The organism is Njordella aestuarii (assembly GCF_056494165.1).
Genome location: NZ_CM151397.1, coordinates 43,607 through 60,468, shown reverse-complemented (window position 1 = coordinate 60,468; position 16,862 = coordinate 43,607). Strand labels below are relative to the sequence as shown.

Genomic DNA, 16,862 nt, shown 5'->3' with positions numbered 1-16,862 from the left:
CACCAATCGCGTCCATTTCCTGTTAGACGATTTGACGACAAGAACCTTAAAGAAATCTTACGAATGATCAGCACATCCGATGCACATCCTCAGTTAGAACGCTTGCAACAAGCACGCGATCGAATTCGCGAACAGCTCAGCAAAGTGATTGTTGGCCAGCAGGATGTTGTTGATCAACTCTTGATCGCAATTTTCTCGCGAGGCCATTGCTTGCTGGAAGGTGTTCCTGGACTTGCTAAAACGTTGATGATCAGTTCGCTGGCCAAAACGCTTGATATGTCCTTCAGCCGAATTCAGTTTACGCCTGATCTTATGCCTGCCGACATTACAGGAACCGAGATCATCGAAGAGAATCGCGCTTCGGGACAACGCGAGCGACGATTCATGGAAGGCCCGCTCTTTGCCAACGTCGTGTTGGCAGACGAAATAAATCGTACTCCGCCAAAAACGCAAGCTGCTCTGCTCGAAGCGATGCAAGAACGCACTGTGACGATCGGGCGTAATCGCCATCAACTCTCAGACCCGTTCTTCGTTCTGGCAACTCAGAACCCGATTGAGCAGGAGGGCACTTACCCGCTGCCTGAAGCCCAGCAAGATCGCTTCATGATGAAAGTGATGGTGAAGTATCCATCGTTCGAAGAAGAGTTTGAAGTGGCGCGGCGAACGACGGGAACCAGCACTGCACAGATTAGCCCTGTGTTGGATGGGCAAGAAATTATTGAACTGCAGGATTTTGTTCGTTCGATCGAAGTCAGCGAAAATGCAATTAGATTCGCTTTGGCTTTAGTACGGCAAACTCGCATCGATCAAGAAGGCATTCCTGACTACGTGCGTGAACAGCTAGGCTGGGGTGCTGGCCCTCGCGCGGTCCAGTTCCTGATCCTTGGTGCAAAAGCCCGCGCTGCCATGCTCGGTCGTGCTCAAGTTGACCCTCAAGATATCCAATTTTTAGCCAAACCTGTGTTGCGCCATCGCATCGTAGTGAACTTCGCTGCCGAAAGTGAAGGCGTTACCAGCGACAGCGTTATCGACCGATTAATTGCCGACACTCCAACCGCCCAAGACGATTTGCTTCGCGATGCCCGCTTCCAAAAAATATTTGCTTCCTGAAGCGATCGCCGCAATCCAATCGATGGAGCTACGGGCGCAGCGCATTGTTAACGGATATCTATCCGGCATGCATCGCAGTCCTTACTTCGGCCAGTCGCTTGAATTTGTCCAGCACCGTGAATACGTGCCCGGCGATGACTTGCGACATATCGATTGGAAAGTCTGGGGACGCCAAGATCGCTATTACATAAAACAATACGAAGAAGACACAAACCTTCGTTGCAGTATGCTGCTGGATGCTTCCACGAGCATGGAGTACGGTCGAGGCCCGCTCAACAAGTTTGATTATGCAGCGACGATCGCCGCCTGTTTAGCTCATCTTTGCCTGCGTCAACAGGATGCGGTTGGACTCTCGGTTTTCGACGATCGAGTGCGATTGAAACTTCCCTGGCGCAGCGGTCGCAAGCAAGCGCGGTCGATCTACGAATCCTTGACTCAACAATCGCTTAGCGAGAGTACAAACATCAGCCAAGTCTTCAAAGATGTGCAGCAGAGTTTCCCGCAACGAGGACTCGTTGTACTGATCACCGATTTCCTGGGAACAGACGCTCAATCCCTTCGGGGCTTGGCTTCCTTGAGGAAAGCAGGGCACGATTGCATTGTGTTCCATGTGATGGACGACGATGAACTAGACTTTCCGTTCAACGACCCAACTCGTTTCGAAGGCCTTGAAGCCACAGGCGCACTCGCTTGCAACCCGAGAGCATTGCGGGATGGTTACCTGGAATCGTTACACAAGTTCCTTGATTCGATTCGAAGAGCGTGTGCATCGTACGAAGTTGACTATCACCTTGTCCGAACAGCCCACCCCGTCGATGCGACATTAACGGCGTTTTTGGCTGCTCGTATGGCCCACCTGAGAAAACGTTAGTACAAGAGTTTAGCAAAAATAGGAATGAGAACGCCGTTGAGTAAGGCGTAGGAAACAGTACGAATGCAATTTGTTTTTCAAAGCTTGACTTGGGGATTTCTCTTAGTCTTGCTGCCACTGCTGATCCATCTGATCAATCTGCTGCGTTACCGCCGCCAGAGATGGGCCGCCATGCAGTTTCTTCTGGAAAGCTACAAACGGCATCGTCGCTGGGTCTGGCTTAAACAAGCCTTACTCTTGCTCAGTCGGATGGCCGTCCTCGCCGTACTCGTTGCCATGCTCGCGCAATGGGTAAGCGGCGCGAGACTGCTTTCATTACTCGGGCAAAGCGTAACACATCACTATGTGCTCCTGGACGATAGCATGTCGATGGGCCAAAGCTTCCGCGATGGCACGTTATTCGAGCGTGGCATCCGCAGCGTCACCAGTCTGCTTGACCGCGAAGTCCAGGACGGCGGATCTCATCAAGTCTCGATCATTCGTTTTAGCCGTGCGGCACTTCAGGCCCCCTCAGCAGAGCAGGCGGCATCTAGCGAGACAGATGTTGCAACTCAAGTCGAAGAAAGTTCGGCTCGAAACGTCGATGCGATCGCCGACCTCATGTCTCGATCAGTCATCGGCAAGTCAGACAGCTTATTCGAATCGCTTGCCTCCCAAGGCGTTGTTGATGTCGACGTGGACGGAGTTGCTGCGATCCAACTGGCAAACTCCCTCATTACGAACGCAGGCTCAAACGAAAATGCGACCGTCTATTACGTTAGCGATTTTCGCGACAAGGAATGGGAACAGCCAACTGACATTAAAACTGCGTTGCAAGGATTGGAAAAGCAAGAAAGTCGAATTGAATTGATCGACTGTGCGGACGCGAGCGTTGAAAATATTTCGTTACTTACGCTTGAGCCAGACCAGGAAGTCTTGGCTGCTGGCGTGCCGGTGATTTTGCGACTCAGCCTTCGGAACCAAGGCTTGAATCCCCTGCGCAATGTTACCGTGCGGATTACGTCTTACAACTTCAACGACTCGCAGCTTAACATCGCGTTTGACCAGTTTAGCTCGGGCGCTGCGACCGAACTTCCCGCGATCGTTATCGAAAAGCTCGACCCCAACGAGACTGTAAGTCGGTCGGTTCAAGTCGTATTTCCCAACAGCGGTTCCCATATCGTGAAGGCAGCTGTCGCGGATGATGCGTTGAAGGCAGACAATCAGCTTGCATGTGTTCTCAATCTCGTAGACGCGCAGCGACTGCTGTTGGTTGACGATTCAGCCGAGCGTCTTACGGCAAGATTTTTGCAAGCGGCCCTTGATCCAGGCGGCACGACGAAGACTGGCTGGAAAGTCTCAACGGAATCATCGTCGTACTTGCGTGATTCGCAGATTGAATCGCTGCAAGATTATGCAGCCATCATGTTGACCAACGTAAATAGTCTGGACGAACGGGCCGTTCGCAACTTACGTCAATATGTCAGCAACGGTGGTGGCCTGGCAGTTTTTCCAGGAGCCGCTTGGAGCAGTTCTGACGCACAACGAATGACTCAGTTGCTTGGTGACATTCCTTCAAATGGCTCCGGTGCCGACAGCAATTTACCAACCATCTCACTGCTACCTTACGCACTGGCCAGCGTGGAGGAGGTAACTCCAAGGTCAGAGACGGAGACCGTTCAATCATTGGTTGTGGAAAATCATCCGATATTCTCACCGTTGCTCAGCCTCGCTTCCTCACCTTTTCAGTTCGTCCGATTTTCGAAGTATGTTCGAGTTCGAGAACTTGACGCGAACAATACTCAATCGGCCGAATCACGCAGCAGCTCTGTTAAGGTCATAGCCAGGCTTGGAAATCGAATACCCTTGATGGTCGACCATACGTATGGCGATGGGCACGTCGTGCTATTTACTTCGGCCGTTGACCCATCTTGGAACAGCTGGTCTCAGGACCCGACCTTTGTCGTGGTCATGTTGAAACTTTCCGGTTACCTGGCTTCATTTCAGCGTTCGCCGACTAGCCAACCTGTGGCCAGCGGCATCACTCACGCGTTCTCGCCACAAGAGTTCTTGCCCGATGTTGAACTTGTGCTTCCCAACCGAGCCGGAGCTTCTCGACAGAGCATTCAATTGAATGCGAGAGCCGTCGATGACCGTAATCTAGTCGTGCGATGGAATCCGCTGGATTCCTTGCAGGCAGAATCTGACGAACGGTTTTTATTCGGGGGCGCTCGCGAGTTATGGTTATCGTCATTGTCGGGCGGTCGCAAAGTGATTAACTTCCCGGCGAACGCTCCAGCTCGCGAGGGCGAACTACAGAGAACTCCCAAAACCGATCTACTCGAGCGATTGAGTCCATTGAAAGCAAACTATCGTACGGCCGATGCGGCGCTCGACTCAAGTCCATTCTCCAGCGGATCCAGCCAGCAGACTTGGCTGCTCGGACTGCTGATCGTGCTTCTCTTGATCGAGCAAGCGTTAGCATATAGCGCAAGCTATCACCTCCCGCAGCGTTCTGCGACTCCGACACCTGGAGTTGCGTCATGAACCCACAATCCCGTGTTTACTATGAGTGGAGCCGTCTGGCTGCCATGGAGCAATGGTGGCAATACGCTGTACTCGCCGCTGCCGTTGCGTTGATCATTGGATACATTGTTGTTCTTTATCGACGCGACTGGATTGAGCTTCCGCGAGGTTTAGGGTTAGCCTTACTCTTCCTGCGCATCGCTGCGTTTGGTGGCCTGCTGCTATTCTTTTTAAACTTGCAAAAGCGTTCCGAACAACCGTTAGTTCGACCTTCACGACTAGCGGTACTCGTGGACAGTTCGCTCAGTATGACGCTCCCGGCAGGCGACGCCGCCAGCGAGTCAGGACGACGTGACGAAGCGACTTTCGCGAGTGATCCCGAGTTTCCTCTCGAATCTCGTATCGAACAAATTGTTCGAAAATTCAGCAGTTCGGACTTTCTGAAAAACCTTGCGGCAGATCACGAGTTGAGTGTTTATCGCTTTGAATCAGGAGAGCGTCCGGTTTCGATCGCGTCGTTTGCAAAAACGAATTCTGTTGAAGGGGTCGATGGCCTTGGGAGCGATTCGACGTTATGGACATGGCGGTCGATTTCCGTCTTCATCTGGGCCGGTACAGTACTTCTCACTTTGTCGCTTATCACATTGATCGCGACTATCGTGATTCGGCTTCGTCGTCCAATGAGTGTGCGAACTGCGAAAGAGCGGCGAGCGAACATACTCGGTTTTAGCGAGTTCAATCCTGATCGGCTTGCCTACATATCTCTCGCCGCGGTCGTGGCCTCGATTGCAGGCATCGTCTTTATCGGCGCCGCAGCGCTGCGTGGATCCGATTATGCTTTTACAAGTCTATGGAGCTTTACGGAACCACCCCGGCTCGATCAGTCAACCATTCAAGAGACGGGTAGTACCGCTGAGGATCAAGGCAGGCTGGATGCATCGCCTAACGCTTTGGATTGGGCAACTTTGTTGACCGCCCAAGGCTCTGAGACTCGATTGGGAGATGCCATCGCAACGATTCTTGCACGCGAGCAAAATGCACCGTTGGCAGGCATCGTACTTCTGACAGATGGCCAAAACAATTCAGGACTTTCGGTGGAAAGCGCTGCTGGCCAAGCTGCGGCGGCTGGAATTCCATTACACGTCATTGGGCTAGGGTCAGCACTGGATCCGGTCAACGTTCGCTTAGTCAATGTCGATGCTCCTCGTCGCGTGTTCCCAGGTGACCGATTCCGCATATCTGCTACGCTTCAAGCAACAGGTTTGGAAGGCAGACCGGTAACAGTCCAGCTTCGTAGACGTGGCGGGGCCGAGCCGAACGCTAGCTCCAGCAATTTTGCGATTGAACAAGAAAAATCGATCACACTTGCGTCCGCAGACGAAATGTCGGCTATCGACTTTGAAGTTATGCCGCAATCGATTGGAACTTACAGCTACGATGTCAAGGTATTGCCACCTAGCCAAGATGTGAACGAGAAAGATGATTCCGCCGAAACCGATGTGGAGGTCATCGAACCCAAGTCGACCGTGCTGGTTTTTGCTGGTGGCCCAACTCGTGAATACCAGTTTGTTAGGAACTTGCTCTTCCGAGACAGCACAATCCAATCGCATGTGTTTTTGCAGACGGGCGGCCCAGGGATGTCGCAAGAATCGGATGAACTGCTGACGGAGTTTCCAGCGACAGCGCAGGAGATGGCGAGGTACGATTGCGTGTTATGCTTCGACGCCGATTTTATGCAACTCGAAGCGGCCTCGATCGACGTGCTCGAACAGTGGGTCAGCAGCGGAGCAGGGGGATTGGTAATCGTTGCAGGCCCTGTTTGCACCCCTGAGTGGACAGGATCGGGCGCAAACACCGATCCTCGCGCTGCAAAGCTGCGGGATATGGCTCCGGTTGTTTTGAATTCCCAAGCGTCGCGTTTGGTATCGCTGGGACGGTTTGAAGGCGAATCGGTCTGGCCACTCAAGCTCACGAATGAAAGCCTCAGTGTTGACTTTATGGACGTGGCAAACTCTCGCGAACTGTCCGCGCAAGCGTGGGACCAGTTTGCAGGAGTGTATAGCTTCTACAACACCTACGAATTGAAGCCGGGAGCGACTGCGATTACTTACTTCTCAGATCCAACAACATCTCTTGATGCTGCACTTCCCATTTATTCAGCCAGCCACTTCTACGGAGGCGGGCGAGTGGTATTCCAGGGAAGCGGTGAAATTTGGCGGCTACGCGAGGTAGACGAGAACTATTTCAATACGTACTGGACAAAACTTGTGCGTTGGAGCGCCCAGGGGCGACTACTGCGAGACTCCGATTATGGACTGTTGCTAGTCGATAAAGAAGCAGCTTTGTTGGGTGACCAAATTTCGGTTCGCGCCGTGTTACGAGACCAGCAATTCCGTCCCCTTGAGCAATCCTCAGTTACGGCCAATCTAGTCGAACCCAATGGTCGGCTCGTGCCGTTAACTCTTTCACAGATGCAAGGGACGGGACAGGCCGGCGTTTTTGTCGGTCAATTCTTGCTTCGTCAGACTGGTAAGTACCTTATTCGACTCGATTCCAGCATTCAAGGTGATGCCACACTGACGGCTCAAGTAATCTCAAGTGTTCCAACGCGCGAGATTGAGCGTCCGAAGCGAAACGATCCAGTCCTGCTTGCCGTCAGCCAGCGCACGGGCGGCTCCTATTTTGCCGGTATCACCAATGCCATGGCGGGCAAGCCAATCACCAAGCTTCCCGTAGCGAACGAGCAAACAGAAACGCTTGAACCACCGGTAATTGAACAGGCCGAGTCGGCGTTGCCAATTCATGAATTGATTCCAGCGCGGGACCAAGTGAACTTCCTGCCCGGCGCGCCTGACCGAGACTTTCAACAGCGCTGGATGTTGATTCTGATGTTGTCGATCGCGTCCGCTCTGTCGCTCGAATGGTTGCTCCGCCGTCTGAGTCGACTTGCCTAGTATTTCGATTTGAGTGCAACCACTGCGATTTAAAAAATGAGTTCTGCTAACGTTCCATTTACCGATTCGCGCGTTATCGCTGAAACGCTTTCGCGTTTGCGTCGACTGATTCGTCGCTACATTTCCGTTCAAGGACTAGTGCTTCTTGGCATCTGGCTGATCGGATTCTTTTGGATTGCCGGACTTTTAGACTATTTGCCGGTATGGCTTGGTGCTGAAGAGTCCCCGCTCGCCGTCAGAGTTGTGTTCTTGCTCCTGGGAATCGGCGTCGGGATTTACATCCTAGTTCGGTTTGTCTTGTCGCCACTTTTAGTCCGTTGGCCTGACCGTGCTGTAGCCTTGCTTTTGGAGCGAAAATTTCCCTCGTTAGAAAGCTCGCTTGTCACTTTCGTTGAGAATCGTAATTTGACGAAGGATCGCGAAGGCTCAAGCCTCGCTCAAGGGTGGAAATTGGATGCTGACGAGCGATTGCGGCAACAAATTGCAATTCAGGCAGAAAGCCGACTGAAAGAAATCGATCTTGACGACGTGCTGAAGTGGGATCCGCTTCGCCTACAATGTGGCATCTTGGGAGCTTTGGTCGCCGCAAGCGTATTGGCTTCAGTCGCGATGCCCAATTGGACATCGCTTTGGAGCAAGCGATTGTTAGCACTTTCCGATGTGTCTTGGCCACGAAAGTCAGAACTCAGCGTGCGGGGCCTCCAAATTCCAATTCCAAATTTCACTGGCGAGACCGATCGTAATTTTTACGAAATGCCGTTCGAGAACAACCAAGTTACCGTTCCGTTCGGACAAAATAGCCGCTTGCTTGCTACGGCTAGCTTGAAAGCCGATGAGGTTCCTGCTTTTTGTACCGTGAATTACCGAATGGCCGATGGTCAAACGGGGCGAGCAAACTTGCGGCGATTGCCAGTTGATCGGCTTGAACAACAGCAGCCTTTCCTCCTGGAAGGACCTCCGCTCGATTCGATCCATCAAGACATTGAACTTTCGCTCCGAGGGGGCGACGTACGAATTTCTGGACTGCGAATCCAGTCGTTGCCGGCTGTTGAATTCGTGAATATGGACCTTGCCGTGATCTATCCGCCCTACTTGCGACAACGGTCCACTTCGACGGCCCTGGATGGGGTCCAGGCGTATCGCAACGGTATTCGCCTGCCTGAAGGAGTCGATATTACATTGCAAATCAAGTCAAACAGTGAGTTAAGCCGCTGTGAATACCGAGTGATGCATCAATCCGCTGAACAGAAAGAAACCTCTGGTTCAATCTCAATTACGTCCGACGCATTCGAACTTCCACTGGGCGTCCTTCGCGAAAACGTATTGATTGAATTTCGCCCTTGGGATTCGCTTGGACATGCTGGTACCGATGTCAAACAGTACGTCATCACGATCGTCAAAGATCAACTTCCGAACGCTGACTTTCGATTGGAAGGCATTGGGAACTCCGTAACACCGCTTGCACGACTGCCATTTCAAGTCAACGTGCGAGACGATCATGACGTCAAATCTGTTGATTCTCAGTTGTTGATCGGTGACAAAGATCCAATGAAAGATTCGATTCAGCTTAACAAGTCGTTGGAGCTAACGGGCGAAATCGATTTGCGAGAGCTCCGGGACAAGCAGAATATCGTTATCGAACCGGGCACTCCGCTCATGTTGCTTGCTACGGTTACGGATTACTTCGATTTAGACGATTCATCACGCACCGGCAGCTCTAGCCCGGCTCAACTTACGGTAGTTACAGAAGACCAACTACTTGTGCTGCTGGACCGTCGTGAGCTTGACCTAAGAAATCGACTCGAGCAAATAATCATTGAGCTCAATCGGCTGACAGAACTGCTTAGCAGAAATTTGGAGTCCACTATGGAGGCTCCGACATCCGATGAAGCACAACCGACGGAAGAAAACAGCGACGAAGGCAACTCAAACCGCATGGTTCTTGTCCGCGTTCAAGAAGCGAAGATTCAGGTTGAAAAAAGCAATGGGGAGCTCAGTGGGATTGCAAACCAGACTGCGGCGATCAATAAAGAACTGGTCAATAATCGAATCGATAGTGCAGACCGCCAAGTTCGGCTAGAAGAAAAGGTACGTTTACCAATCCAGTCGGTCCTGGACAATGAACTAGCTGAACTCGATGCAAAGTTGAAAACGATCGAGAATAGCTTGCGTGATAACACCTACGAGCTTTCGCAGATGAATGAATCAGTCGCTTTGAACCTCGCTGTTATTTCAAGGTTGAACGAAGTCCTTCAGAGTCTGCTCGACATTCAAGATTTCAATGAGGTTGTCGACATGGTTCGCGACATGCTGCAAAAAGAAGAAGAGCTAATCGACCGAACCAAGGAAGAACAAAAGCGTCGAGCTCTCGAGTTATTCAAGTGACGTAACGTCTGCTTCACTGTGCTGCAAATTCGAAATTGAGTCGCTGCTTGCCGCGCAACACCGTAATCGAAAGTTTGTCGCCCGGTTTTGTTGTAGACGCGAGGTAGGTCAGGAGTTCGTCCTCAGAGAGATTATCCGACCGACCTTGGAAAGCAACGATAACGTCATCTTTCAGAACGCCTGCGTTTTTGGCGTACGCGTGTTCCCCGTATTGCCCCACATGCTTCGCCAAGAGGGCCATTTCGTTACTCTTAACCCCAATCTGCGCCCGCGCATTATCATCAAGTGACTCTAGAAGAATGCCGCCTGTCAACATTCGCCGCAGATCCCAACTGGTTGCCCGCCAGCTAATGTCATCCAAGCTCCGCCAACCTTCCGGAAGACTCAGACTCAACTCCATCTGTTTACCGTCTCTTTCCACGACCGTTTCCAAGCGGTCCTTATCGGTGTGGTGCAACACCCATTGGATATCTGCCGTCGACAAGATGGGTTGATTGTCTAACTGAACTATTCGATCATCCTTTTTGAAACCATCGCGTTGTCCCGTGGATCCCGTGGTGATCTTGCGGATTGCATTTGCCTTCCTCGGGTCCATGATAAGCCCCAAAGCCTTTGGATTTGGATACGGATGCAGCAAGTTATCCGGGATTGCTTGGTGTTTATCTCGATAAATCAATCGCTGCGCTTCGCCAATCATATGGCAGTGGATACAGCTTTGGACCACTTTACCTTCGTAGTCCAATTCAGATTTGAACTTGCCGTTGAAAGAGGGAAATTGTTCGGGCTTCTCAACCTCTAGTGGACCACCAGTCTTTGCAGCGAAAATTTCATCATTGTCTTTGTATTGGTCGTGCCAACGAAGAGCTATCGTCAGCGCGTCTGCAAAGCCCTCAATTGAAATATCATCTTCGGAGCGTGTTTGGTGCGAACGCGTGCCGTACCGTCCATAGATAGTCTTGTTGGCGTTCATCATTAACGCCGTCCAAGACTGATCGTAGTCGTACTGCAACAGTGAGAGGTCCATGCCATTGGTATAGATTAACCGCACGGCAACGAAGTTGGACATGAGTTCTTGAATGCGTCGATCACGCTTTACCACTTGCTCATCTAGTTGCGCGCATGCTTCGCATGGCACGCAGCGCATCACGACCAAGAGCGGCTTGCCAGTTCGTTTCGCTTCATCCAAACCTTTCTGCAAGTCGTTGTAGATCCAATCGCCGGCTGCTTCAATTGCTTCTTTATCGCCCCTCACTTTGGTTTCGCGATCTTGCGCTGAAACGTTTGCGCAAGTCGTGCCAATGGCTAGGAGAGCGACTAAGTATCGTAGCTTGCTGATTTGCATCACAGGTTCCCAAGAGAGAGCGAAAATGGCCAATGGCATCTCGGATGCCTCATCTAACAGACACGGCGGCCTTCATTGTATGCGGTTTGCGACCACACTTCGATCAGGGCGCGTATAATAACCGCCTGGAGGTCGTCGTTTACCTGCGTTGTATTCCCCTCCTTGTAAAGTACTATACGGGTTCCGGTTCCGACAACGCTGGTATGAATTCCTATTTGTTTACGCGAGGATAAAATTATGGAGATTGCAACGCTGGCTGGTGGGTGCTTCTGGTGCACAGAAGCGGTATTCCAACGGCTAAAAGGCGTTGAGCAGGTCGTGTCGGGATACATGGGTGGTGCTTACGAAAACCCTACCTACGAAGCGATCTGTACCGGTAAGACGGGACACGCTGAAGTCATCCAGATCAAGTTCGATCCCGAACAGATTTCGTTCAGCGAGCTGCTAGAAGTATTTTTCAAAACGCACGACCCTACGACGCTCAACCAACAGGGCGCAGACCGCGGGACGCAATATCGATCGGCGATATTTTACCATTCTGACTCGCAGAAACAGGTTGCCGACGAGACCATCGCAGGCTTGAACAACATCAAAGCCTTTTCAAAACCGATCGTAACCGAGGTTTCGGAGGCTTCCCGCTTCTATCCAGCCGAGGAATACCATCAGAATTATTACAACGACAACCCACAAAACGGGTATTGCCAGCACGTTGTTCGCAGCAAAGTGGATAAGCTGGAAGAGTATTTTCCGCAGCGGCTTCGATAATCGCAGCAGGCGACTGGAGCCAATTTGTCCTTTTTAGACTCATAAGCCGCAAATGGGGACACTTTCTCCCGGATTTATCGGCGAAATTTTTAGACCACGTGGGGCTCCGAAATATTATATGATCTGGATCTGGCACGCCCCTGCGTGCCCCAACCTCGACCGACACTAGCAACTGCGTTTTATGGCCGTTTTGGCTGACATGTCTCTTCCTCAAAACATAGCAACCTTGGACTCCGACCGCGATTCCAGGTCTGCCGTTGCATACAGAGTTACAAATCTTGATGTGACCCTTTTGCGACCGTCGGAACTGGATGTCGAGATGCAGACCGTTTGGAATGAACTTCGATCGACCCATCCAACATTTGCAAGCCCGTTCTTTTCACTTGAATTCGTACTTGCCGCCGAAAAATCTCGCGATGACGTAGTTGTACTTGTTGTCCGCCATGAAGATCGTCCCATTGGTTTTCTCCCTATTCAATTCGCAAGCAAGGGACATGCAGTGCCGGTGGGCGGAGCCTATAACGATTCGCACGGCTTGCTCTTCAACCCGCAGGTTCATTCGTTCGAGTATCTTGAGCTTCTAAAGCTTAGCGGTTTAAAAAGCTATACCTATCATGCAATAGGGATTGAGTCGTGCGAATTGGCTCAGTTCAGCTTCGGAAGCTCCAAAAGTTTTCTTGCGGATCTTCAATCACATCCCGAAGGCTATGTTTCATTTCTGGAGCAATCTCGAGAAACGATTTTTAAGCAACGCCGTAAGACCAAAAAGATGATTCGCGACCTTGGACCGCTTCGACTTGAGTTCGAATGCCAGGACCCAATGGTTTTGCAACAACTGATTGATCTTAAACGCTCGCAATATCGCAGAACGAACATCTTTGACTTGCTATCGATTGAGTGGATTGTCGATCTAATTAAGCACTTGTATTCGCAGCCCAACAAACGAGATTGCCGCGGAATTGCTTCGGCACTTTACGCCGGTGAAACGCTGGTGGCCGGCCATGTAGGTATTATCGAAGGAGATTTGCTCCACTATTGGTTCCCAACATATGACCCTCAATTCCATGCATATTCTCCTGGAACCGCATTGTTCCTTGAGACATGTAACTTTGCTAAAGCTCATGGTGTGAAAAAGATCGACTTTGGATACGGTGAGCAGCCCTATAAGACAAAGCTCACCGATACTATTTCAACGATGCACTTCGGTCGGGTTGATGTTTCCAAAGCACGCTGGTTACGCCAAAAGGCACTTTGTTGGTTATGCTCGCAACGGAAGGCAATTCCTTTTCGCGAGACGATCAAAAAGCACCTGAGAAAAATCAGTCCTGATTTTGGTGCTGCCCAATACCGCTAACAATCGCTCGCGCCTCATAAATTTTTAGAGGTTATCTTCTAGCTTGGCCATCGCTTTCGCCAAATGATGCCACTTGATCGCCATGTCGTACGTTTCAAGAACGTCTGCATCCGTACGATCAAAGCCTCGTTCGCTGATATGAATTGTACTTTCAAGTTCGATCAAAGCTTGCATCATCACTTGATCAAGCTGTTGATCTTCATCGTAATTATCGTCGCCATAGATGCACGATATTGGTGAAAGACGTGAGTGCATGGCCCACAATGCAGCTCCGGTCAAATCCTTTGCATCTAAAACCATCTTGAGGCTACCGCTTTGAACATAGTACTTGGCCATAATGTAACTCCCGGCTGAGGGATCCGACTTTCAAAAGGCTACAGTGAATGATAAGGTGAGATGACTGAAGTTGGGTTTCCGTATGCCAGGCATTCGTGTCGCTCGAGAAATCATCTGGAGAATTCTCTGTCGTCGAGGACCAACCTCGGTGCGAATCGACCGCTCGACTCCACCTGCAGGAGATCCTTCGGACACGTGACTATGCTTGTCCAACCTCGATATTACAATTATCGAAATGGCTTGGACACGTTTGGTCACGGGGCGAAACTTTTGGAAACAATTTTCGAATCTTGCAATTGAGTTTACTCAACCGGAAGTTGAGCTATGCCTTTGCAAGCATTTTGCAGTTACGCTGTAGTCTTAAAGCGTGTCCGGACTCCCCAGGATAAAGCCTGCTGAAAGCCCCAGTGCCACCAGTAGATATAGAGCCAACGGAAAGAACGTGTCTAAAGAAATCGATAACATATAGCGATCGGATTGAATGAGTAAAATTGATGGTCTTGACAGTGGACACATTCCGTCTTGTGTCCGACCAAGGATGCTAACCGCCGGTTACACCTTGGTCTCCATTTGAATCCGTTCGCAAGTCTTGCCGGCGTGATTAGCTGGCATGAAGGGATGTATCGGCCAGTTTGCGGCCAATCTCACCATCAAAAATTGCCGTCTGTTTTCAGCCGAGCATCCGGCACATCTAAAACTTTTAGTCAGGATTTATAGACAGTTTTAGGGTCGACGACTTGCTCCTCACTAATTGCATAACCGTCCTCTGTCAGCTCGCGGAAGAAGCAGCTTCGATAGCCTTCGTGGCATGCAGCCCCCACTTGGTCGACGAACAGTAGTATCGTATCTGCGTCACAATCTATCTGGATCGTGGTTACTTTCTGTTGATGACCGCTCGTCTCGCCTTTTCGCCACATCGAACTGCGAGAGCGCGAGTAATAAGTTGCCAGACCGGTTGCAACGGTTTCCTCGTAAGCTTCTTGATTCATCCAGGCCAGCATTAACACGCGGCCGGTTCGATGATCTTGAGCGATCACTGGCAGCAACCCATCATATCCTTTTTGAAAATTGGGCTTCGCCGTTGGCACCATCATATCGAAACGCTTGATTAAAAGGGGAGTCGCTTAAACGGACGATTCAGCAAAGACAGAACAACTGACAGATTCGTTCGTTTTTACATTGATTCATCTCTTCCTATTTTGCTTGCCGACGCAAGAAAGGGGAAGGGCTCTCCAGTTGAGCCCTTCAGTTCCGCGGATGTTGTTCGATTCAATGAACATACAAAGGGTTTTTTGCAGTGAATCGATCGGAAAAACTATCGGTCGTCATTCCAGTCCGCAATGACGAGGCAGGAATCGCGGCCGTAATTGAATCTCTGTTGAACTATGTTTCCTCTCTTGCCAGGGATGTGCAGATAATCGCGGTCGACGATGGCACATCGGATGCTACCGCCGAGGTGCTTGACAGTTTGCGTCTCGCGCACGCGCAGCTGGATGTCAAGCGATTGAATATCGCGCGTGGCCCTCGCGCAGCCGCCGCGGCTGGCCTGTCCATGGTCCACGGTGACTTTGTATTCGTCCAGGAGTCGTACGAACCCGTCGATCTTGATGCGTTGCAACAGCTGTGGGAACTGCGAAACGATGAAGACTTGGTGATGGCCAGGGTTCAAGTTTTCAAAAACGAGATCGACGCGGAATTAGTCCAAAACTTAACTCGATTTGCAGCCAGCTTTGAGACGCATTTTTATGCCAACCGCGGCGAAAGAAATTTAGGCGATATCTCTGCCACCGGTAGTCGCGGAGAGGGATACATTAATCGCCGCCCGGATGGTCAGCTTCAAATGTTGCGGCGAGACGCAATGAAAGAGTCCGCTAAAGCTATCAACGCATGCCACTTGGATTTCGAACGACAGCGTCACTCCAGCGTCTTGGGCAAAGTCGACTAACGTTCTTCCGTTCGCGAAGCTTCGTTTGGGTTAGGAAGGCAACGGATTAGAGCAACGTGGTGGTGGAGCAGGGCGACCATAGAAGTACCCCTGTCCAAGCTGGAAGCCCATTTCTTTACATACGGCCGATTCTTCTACAGTCTCGACCCCTTCTGCAAGGGGTTGCACCCCAAGATCGACGACCATGGAAACTAAAGACGCGAGCATCCGTTTGCGCTCTGGCAACGCTTGATCAATTCCCCGAATCAAGGCCATATCGAATTTCAATACGTCCGGCGGAGCTTCGCTCAGTTCGGCCAAACGGTTTTGGCCTGCACCGAAATCATCGTATGCCAGCTGAATGTTTAGATCGCTTAGGGCTCGTCGCAGGTCTCGCATATTGGCTGGGCTAGTCACCGCGGCCTCATGAATCTCAAGCATGAGCGAGCGGTTTGGCGAGGCCTCTCGGAGCCTGCGCAAGCTGTCAAGGAGATTGCTTTCCGCTAGCTCCCGCGGGTGTGTGTTTAGATAGATGTGATTGCTGTCTGGTATCTCAATATTTTGGTTGATAGCTTCCCATCGCAGCATCTCACTCAATTCCACTTCCATGTTCAGCCTACCAGCGGCGGAAAACATGGCATATGAGCTTTCCAACCCCAACAAACGACTGCGAGCTAGGACTTCGTAGCCACAGACTTCGCCAGATTCCAGCACGATAATTGGCTGAAAGAAAGGCGTAACAAGGCGATTTTCAATGAGTCGATCGAACTGGACGAGCGCAAGGGCTTGGTCGCAAACGTCATGAGATTCGGTATGTGCTGCCGTTGTCGGTGCGTCGCAACGCAAGCGAAAGGCGACATCAGCAAATTGAATGTACTCGCCACCATGCAGATCGATACTGCCTTGAACTCGCTGGCCGTTAACGTAAGTGCCGTTTGTACTTTGATTGTCGATCAACGTGAGCACGTCGCCGCGCATGACAAATTCTGCATGCTTACTGGAAACGGTCCGTGAATTGATTTGGAGGCTCAGGCCTGCTTGCCGCCCCAGTGTGTAGGGACAAGGATGGATGACCGTGAGTGGGTTACAAACGTGTTCGGTCCCTACAGCCGCGAGAATCCACACCTTCTGCGTAATAGTTTCCGCAAAGTTCCTCGTGCTGATTCGTGGTATTGAGATGCCAACTGCCGATTGCATAACCAAATTTGCCTTCCTCCGAAATCATCGCTCGCCGTTGCGAATGTGATTCCCCGCGATCAATGAATTTATCCATCTCGCCAACTCGCAAGTCCGATTATTCGGATTGCACCAGCTGA

12 protein-coding genes are annotated in these 16,862 nt (G+C 51.0%); 8 read left to right on the top strand and 4 right to left on the bottom strand.

Translation table 11 applies throughout. The features are described from left to right. The first annotated feature begins 63 nt into the window (after nucleotides 1-63). The 5 genes from SH451x_RS00210 (at nucleotide 64) to SH451x_RS00190 (ending at nucleotide 9,825) form a co-directional block, all read left to right on the top strand. The gene (locus tag SH451x_RS00210) at nucleotides 64-1,110 is read left to right on the top strand and encodes an AAA family ATPase (RefSeq protein WP_479360225.1); all 1,047 of its coding nucleotides are present in this window, start codon (nucleotides 64-66) and stop codon (nucleotides 1,108-1,110) included. After that, nucleotides 1,079-1,981: a DUF58 domain-containing protein gene (locus SH451x_RS00205; RefSeq protein WP_479360223.1), complete on the top strand. Its 903-nt coding sequence runs from the start codon at nucleotides 1,079-1,081 to the stop codon at nucleotides 1,979-1,981. The genes SH451x_RS00210 and SH451x_RS00205 overlap by 32 nt, the downstream gene beginning before the upstream one ends. 63 nt (nucleotides 1,982-2,044) lie before the next feature. After that, complete coding sequence (locus SH451x_RS00200; protein ID WP_479360221.1) at nucleotides 2,045-4,507, top strand: BatA domain-containing protein; 2,463 nt, start codon at nucleotides 2,045-2,047, stop codon at nucleotides 4,505-4,507. Further along, on the top strand, nucleotides 4,504-7,440 hold the full coding sequence (locus SH451x_RS00195) for a hypothetical protein (protein WP_479360219.1): 2,937 nt from the start codon (nucleotides 4,504-4,506) through the stop codon (nucleotides 7,438-7,440). The genes SH451x_RS00200 and SH451x_RS00195 overlap by 4 nt, the downstream gene beginning before the upstream one ends. A 36-nt stretch (nucleotides 7,441-7,476) precedes the next feature. Further along, nucleotides 7,477-9,825, top strand: a complete 2,349-nt coding sequence (locus SH451x_RS00190) for a hypothetical protein (RefSeq protein ID WP_479360218.1) — start codon at nucleotides 7,477-7,479, stop codon at nucleotides 9,823-9,825. A gap of 13 nt (nucleotides 9,826-9,838) precedes the next feature. Here SH451x_RS00190 and SH451x_RS00185 read toward each other — a convergent pair whose 3' ends face one another. Further along, nucleotides 9,839-11,206: a Trx7/PDZ domain-containing (seleno)protein gene (locus tag SH451x_RS00185; RefSeq protein ID WP_479360216.1), complete on the bottom strand. Its 1,368-nt coding sequence runs from the start codon at nucleotides 11,204-11,206 to the stop codon at nucleotides 9,839-9,841. 198 nt (nucleotides 11,207-11,404) lie between these two features. Here SH451x_RS00185 and msrA point away from each other — a divergent pair, with 198 nt between their 5' ends. Together msrA and SH451x_RS00175 are read left to right on the top strand one after the other, a co-directional pair. Continuing rightward, nucleotides 11,405-11,932 (top strand): peptide-methionine (S)-S-oxide reductase MsrA, encoded by a 528-nt coding sequence (msrA, locus tag SH451x_RS00180; RefSeq protein ID WP_479360214.1) that lies wholly within the window; start codon nucleotides 11,405-11,407, stop codon nucleotides 11,930-11,932. 199 nt (nucleotides 11,933-12,131) lie between these two features. Further along, entirely contained in the window at nucleotides 12,132-13,286 is a 1,155-nt protein-coding gene (locus SH451x_RS00175) for a GNAT family N-acetyltransferase (protein WP_479360212.1), read from the top strand. A gap of 24 nt (nucleotides 13,287-13,310) precedes the next feature. On the opposite strand, the gene SH451x_RS00170 is transcribed toward SH451x_RS00175, so the two are convergent. Then, complete coding sequence (locus SH451x_RS00170; protein ID WP_479360211.1) at nucleotides 13,311-13,622, bottom strand: hypothetical protein; 312 nt, start codon at nucleotides 13,620-13,622, stop codon at nucleotides 13,311-13,313. 704 nt (nucleotides 13,623-14,326) lie between these two features. Continuing rightward, nucleotides 14,327-14,710, bottom strand: a complete 384-nt coding sequence (hisI, locus tag SH451x_RS00165; protein ID WP_479362934.1) for a phosphoribosyl-AMP cyclohydrolase — start codon at nucleotides 14,708-14,710, stop codon at nucleotides 14,327-14,329. A gap of 209 nt (nucleotides 14,711-14,919) precedes the next feature. Between hisI and SH451x_RS00160 the strand changes: the two genes are divergently transcribed. Continuing rightward, the gene (locus SH451x_RS00160) at nucleotides 14,920-15,567 is read left to right on the top strand and encodes a glycosyltransferase family 2 protein (RefSeq protein ID WP_479360210.1); all 648 of its coding nucleotides are present in this window, start codon (nucleotides 14,920-14,922) and stop codon (nucleotides 15,565-15,567) included. A gap of 30 nt (nucleotides 15,568-15,597) precedes the next feature. On the opposite strand, the gene SH451x_RS00155 is transcribed toward SH451x_RS00160, so the two are convergent. Further along, nucleotides 15,598-16,743 (bottom strand): EAL domain-containing protein, encoded by a 1,146-nt coding sequence (locus SH451x_RS00155; RefSeq protein ID WP_479360209.1) that lies wholly within the window; start codon nucleotides 16,741-16,743, stop codon nucleotides 15,598-15,600. Nucleotides 16,744-16,862 lie beyond the last annotated feature (119 nt).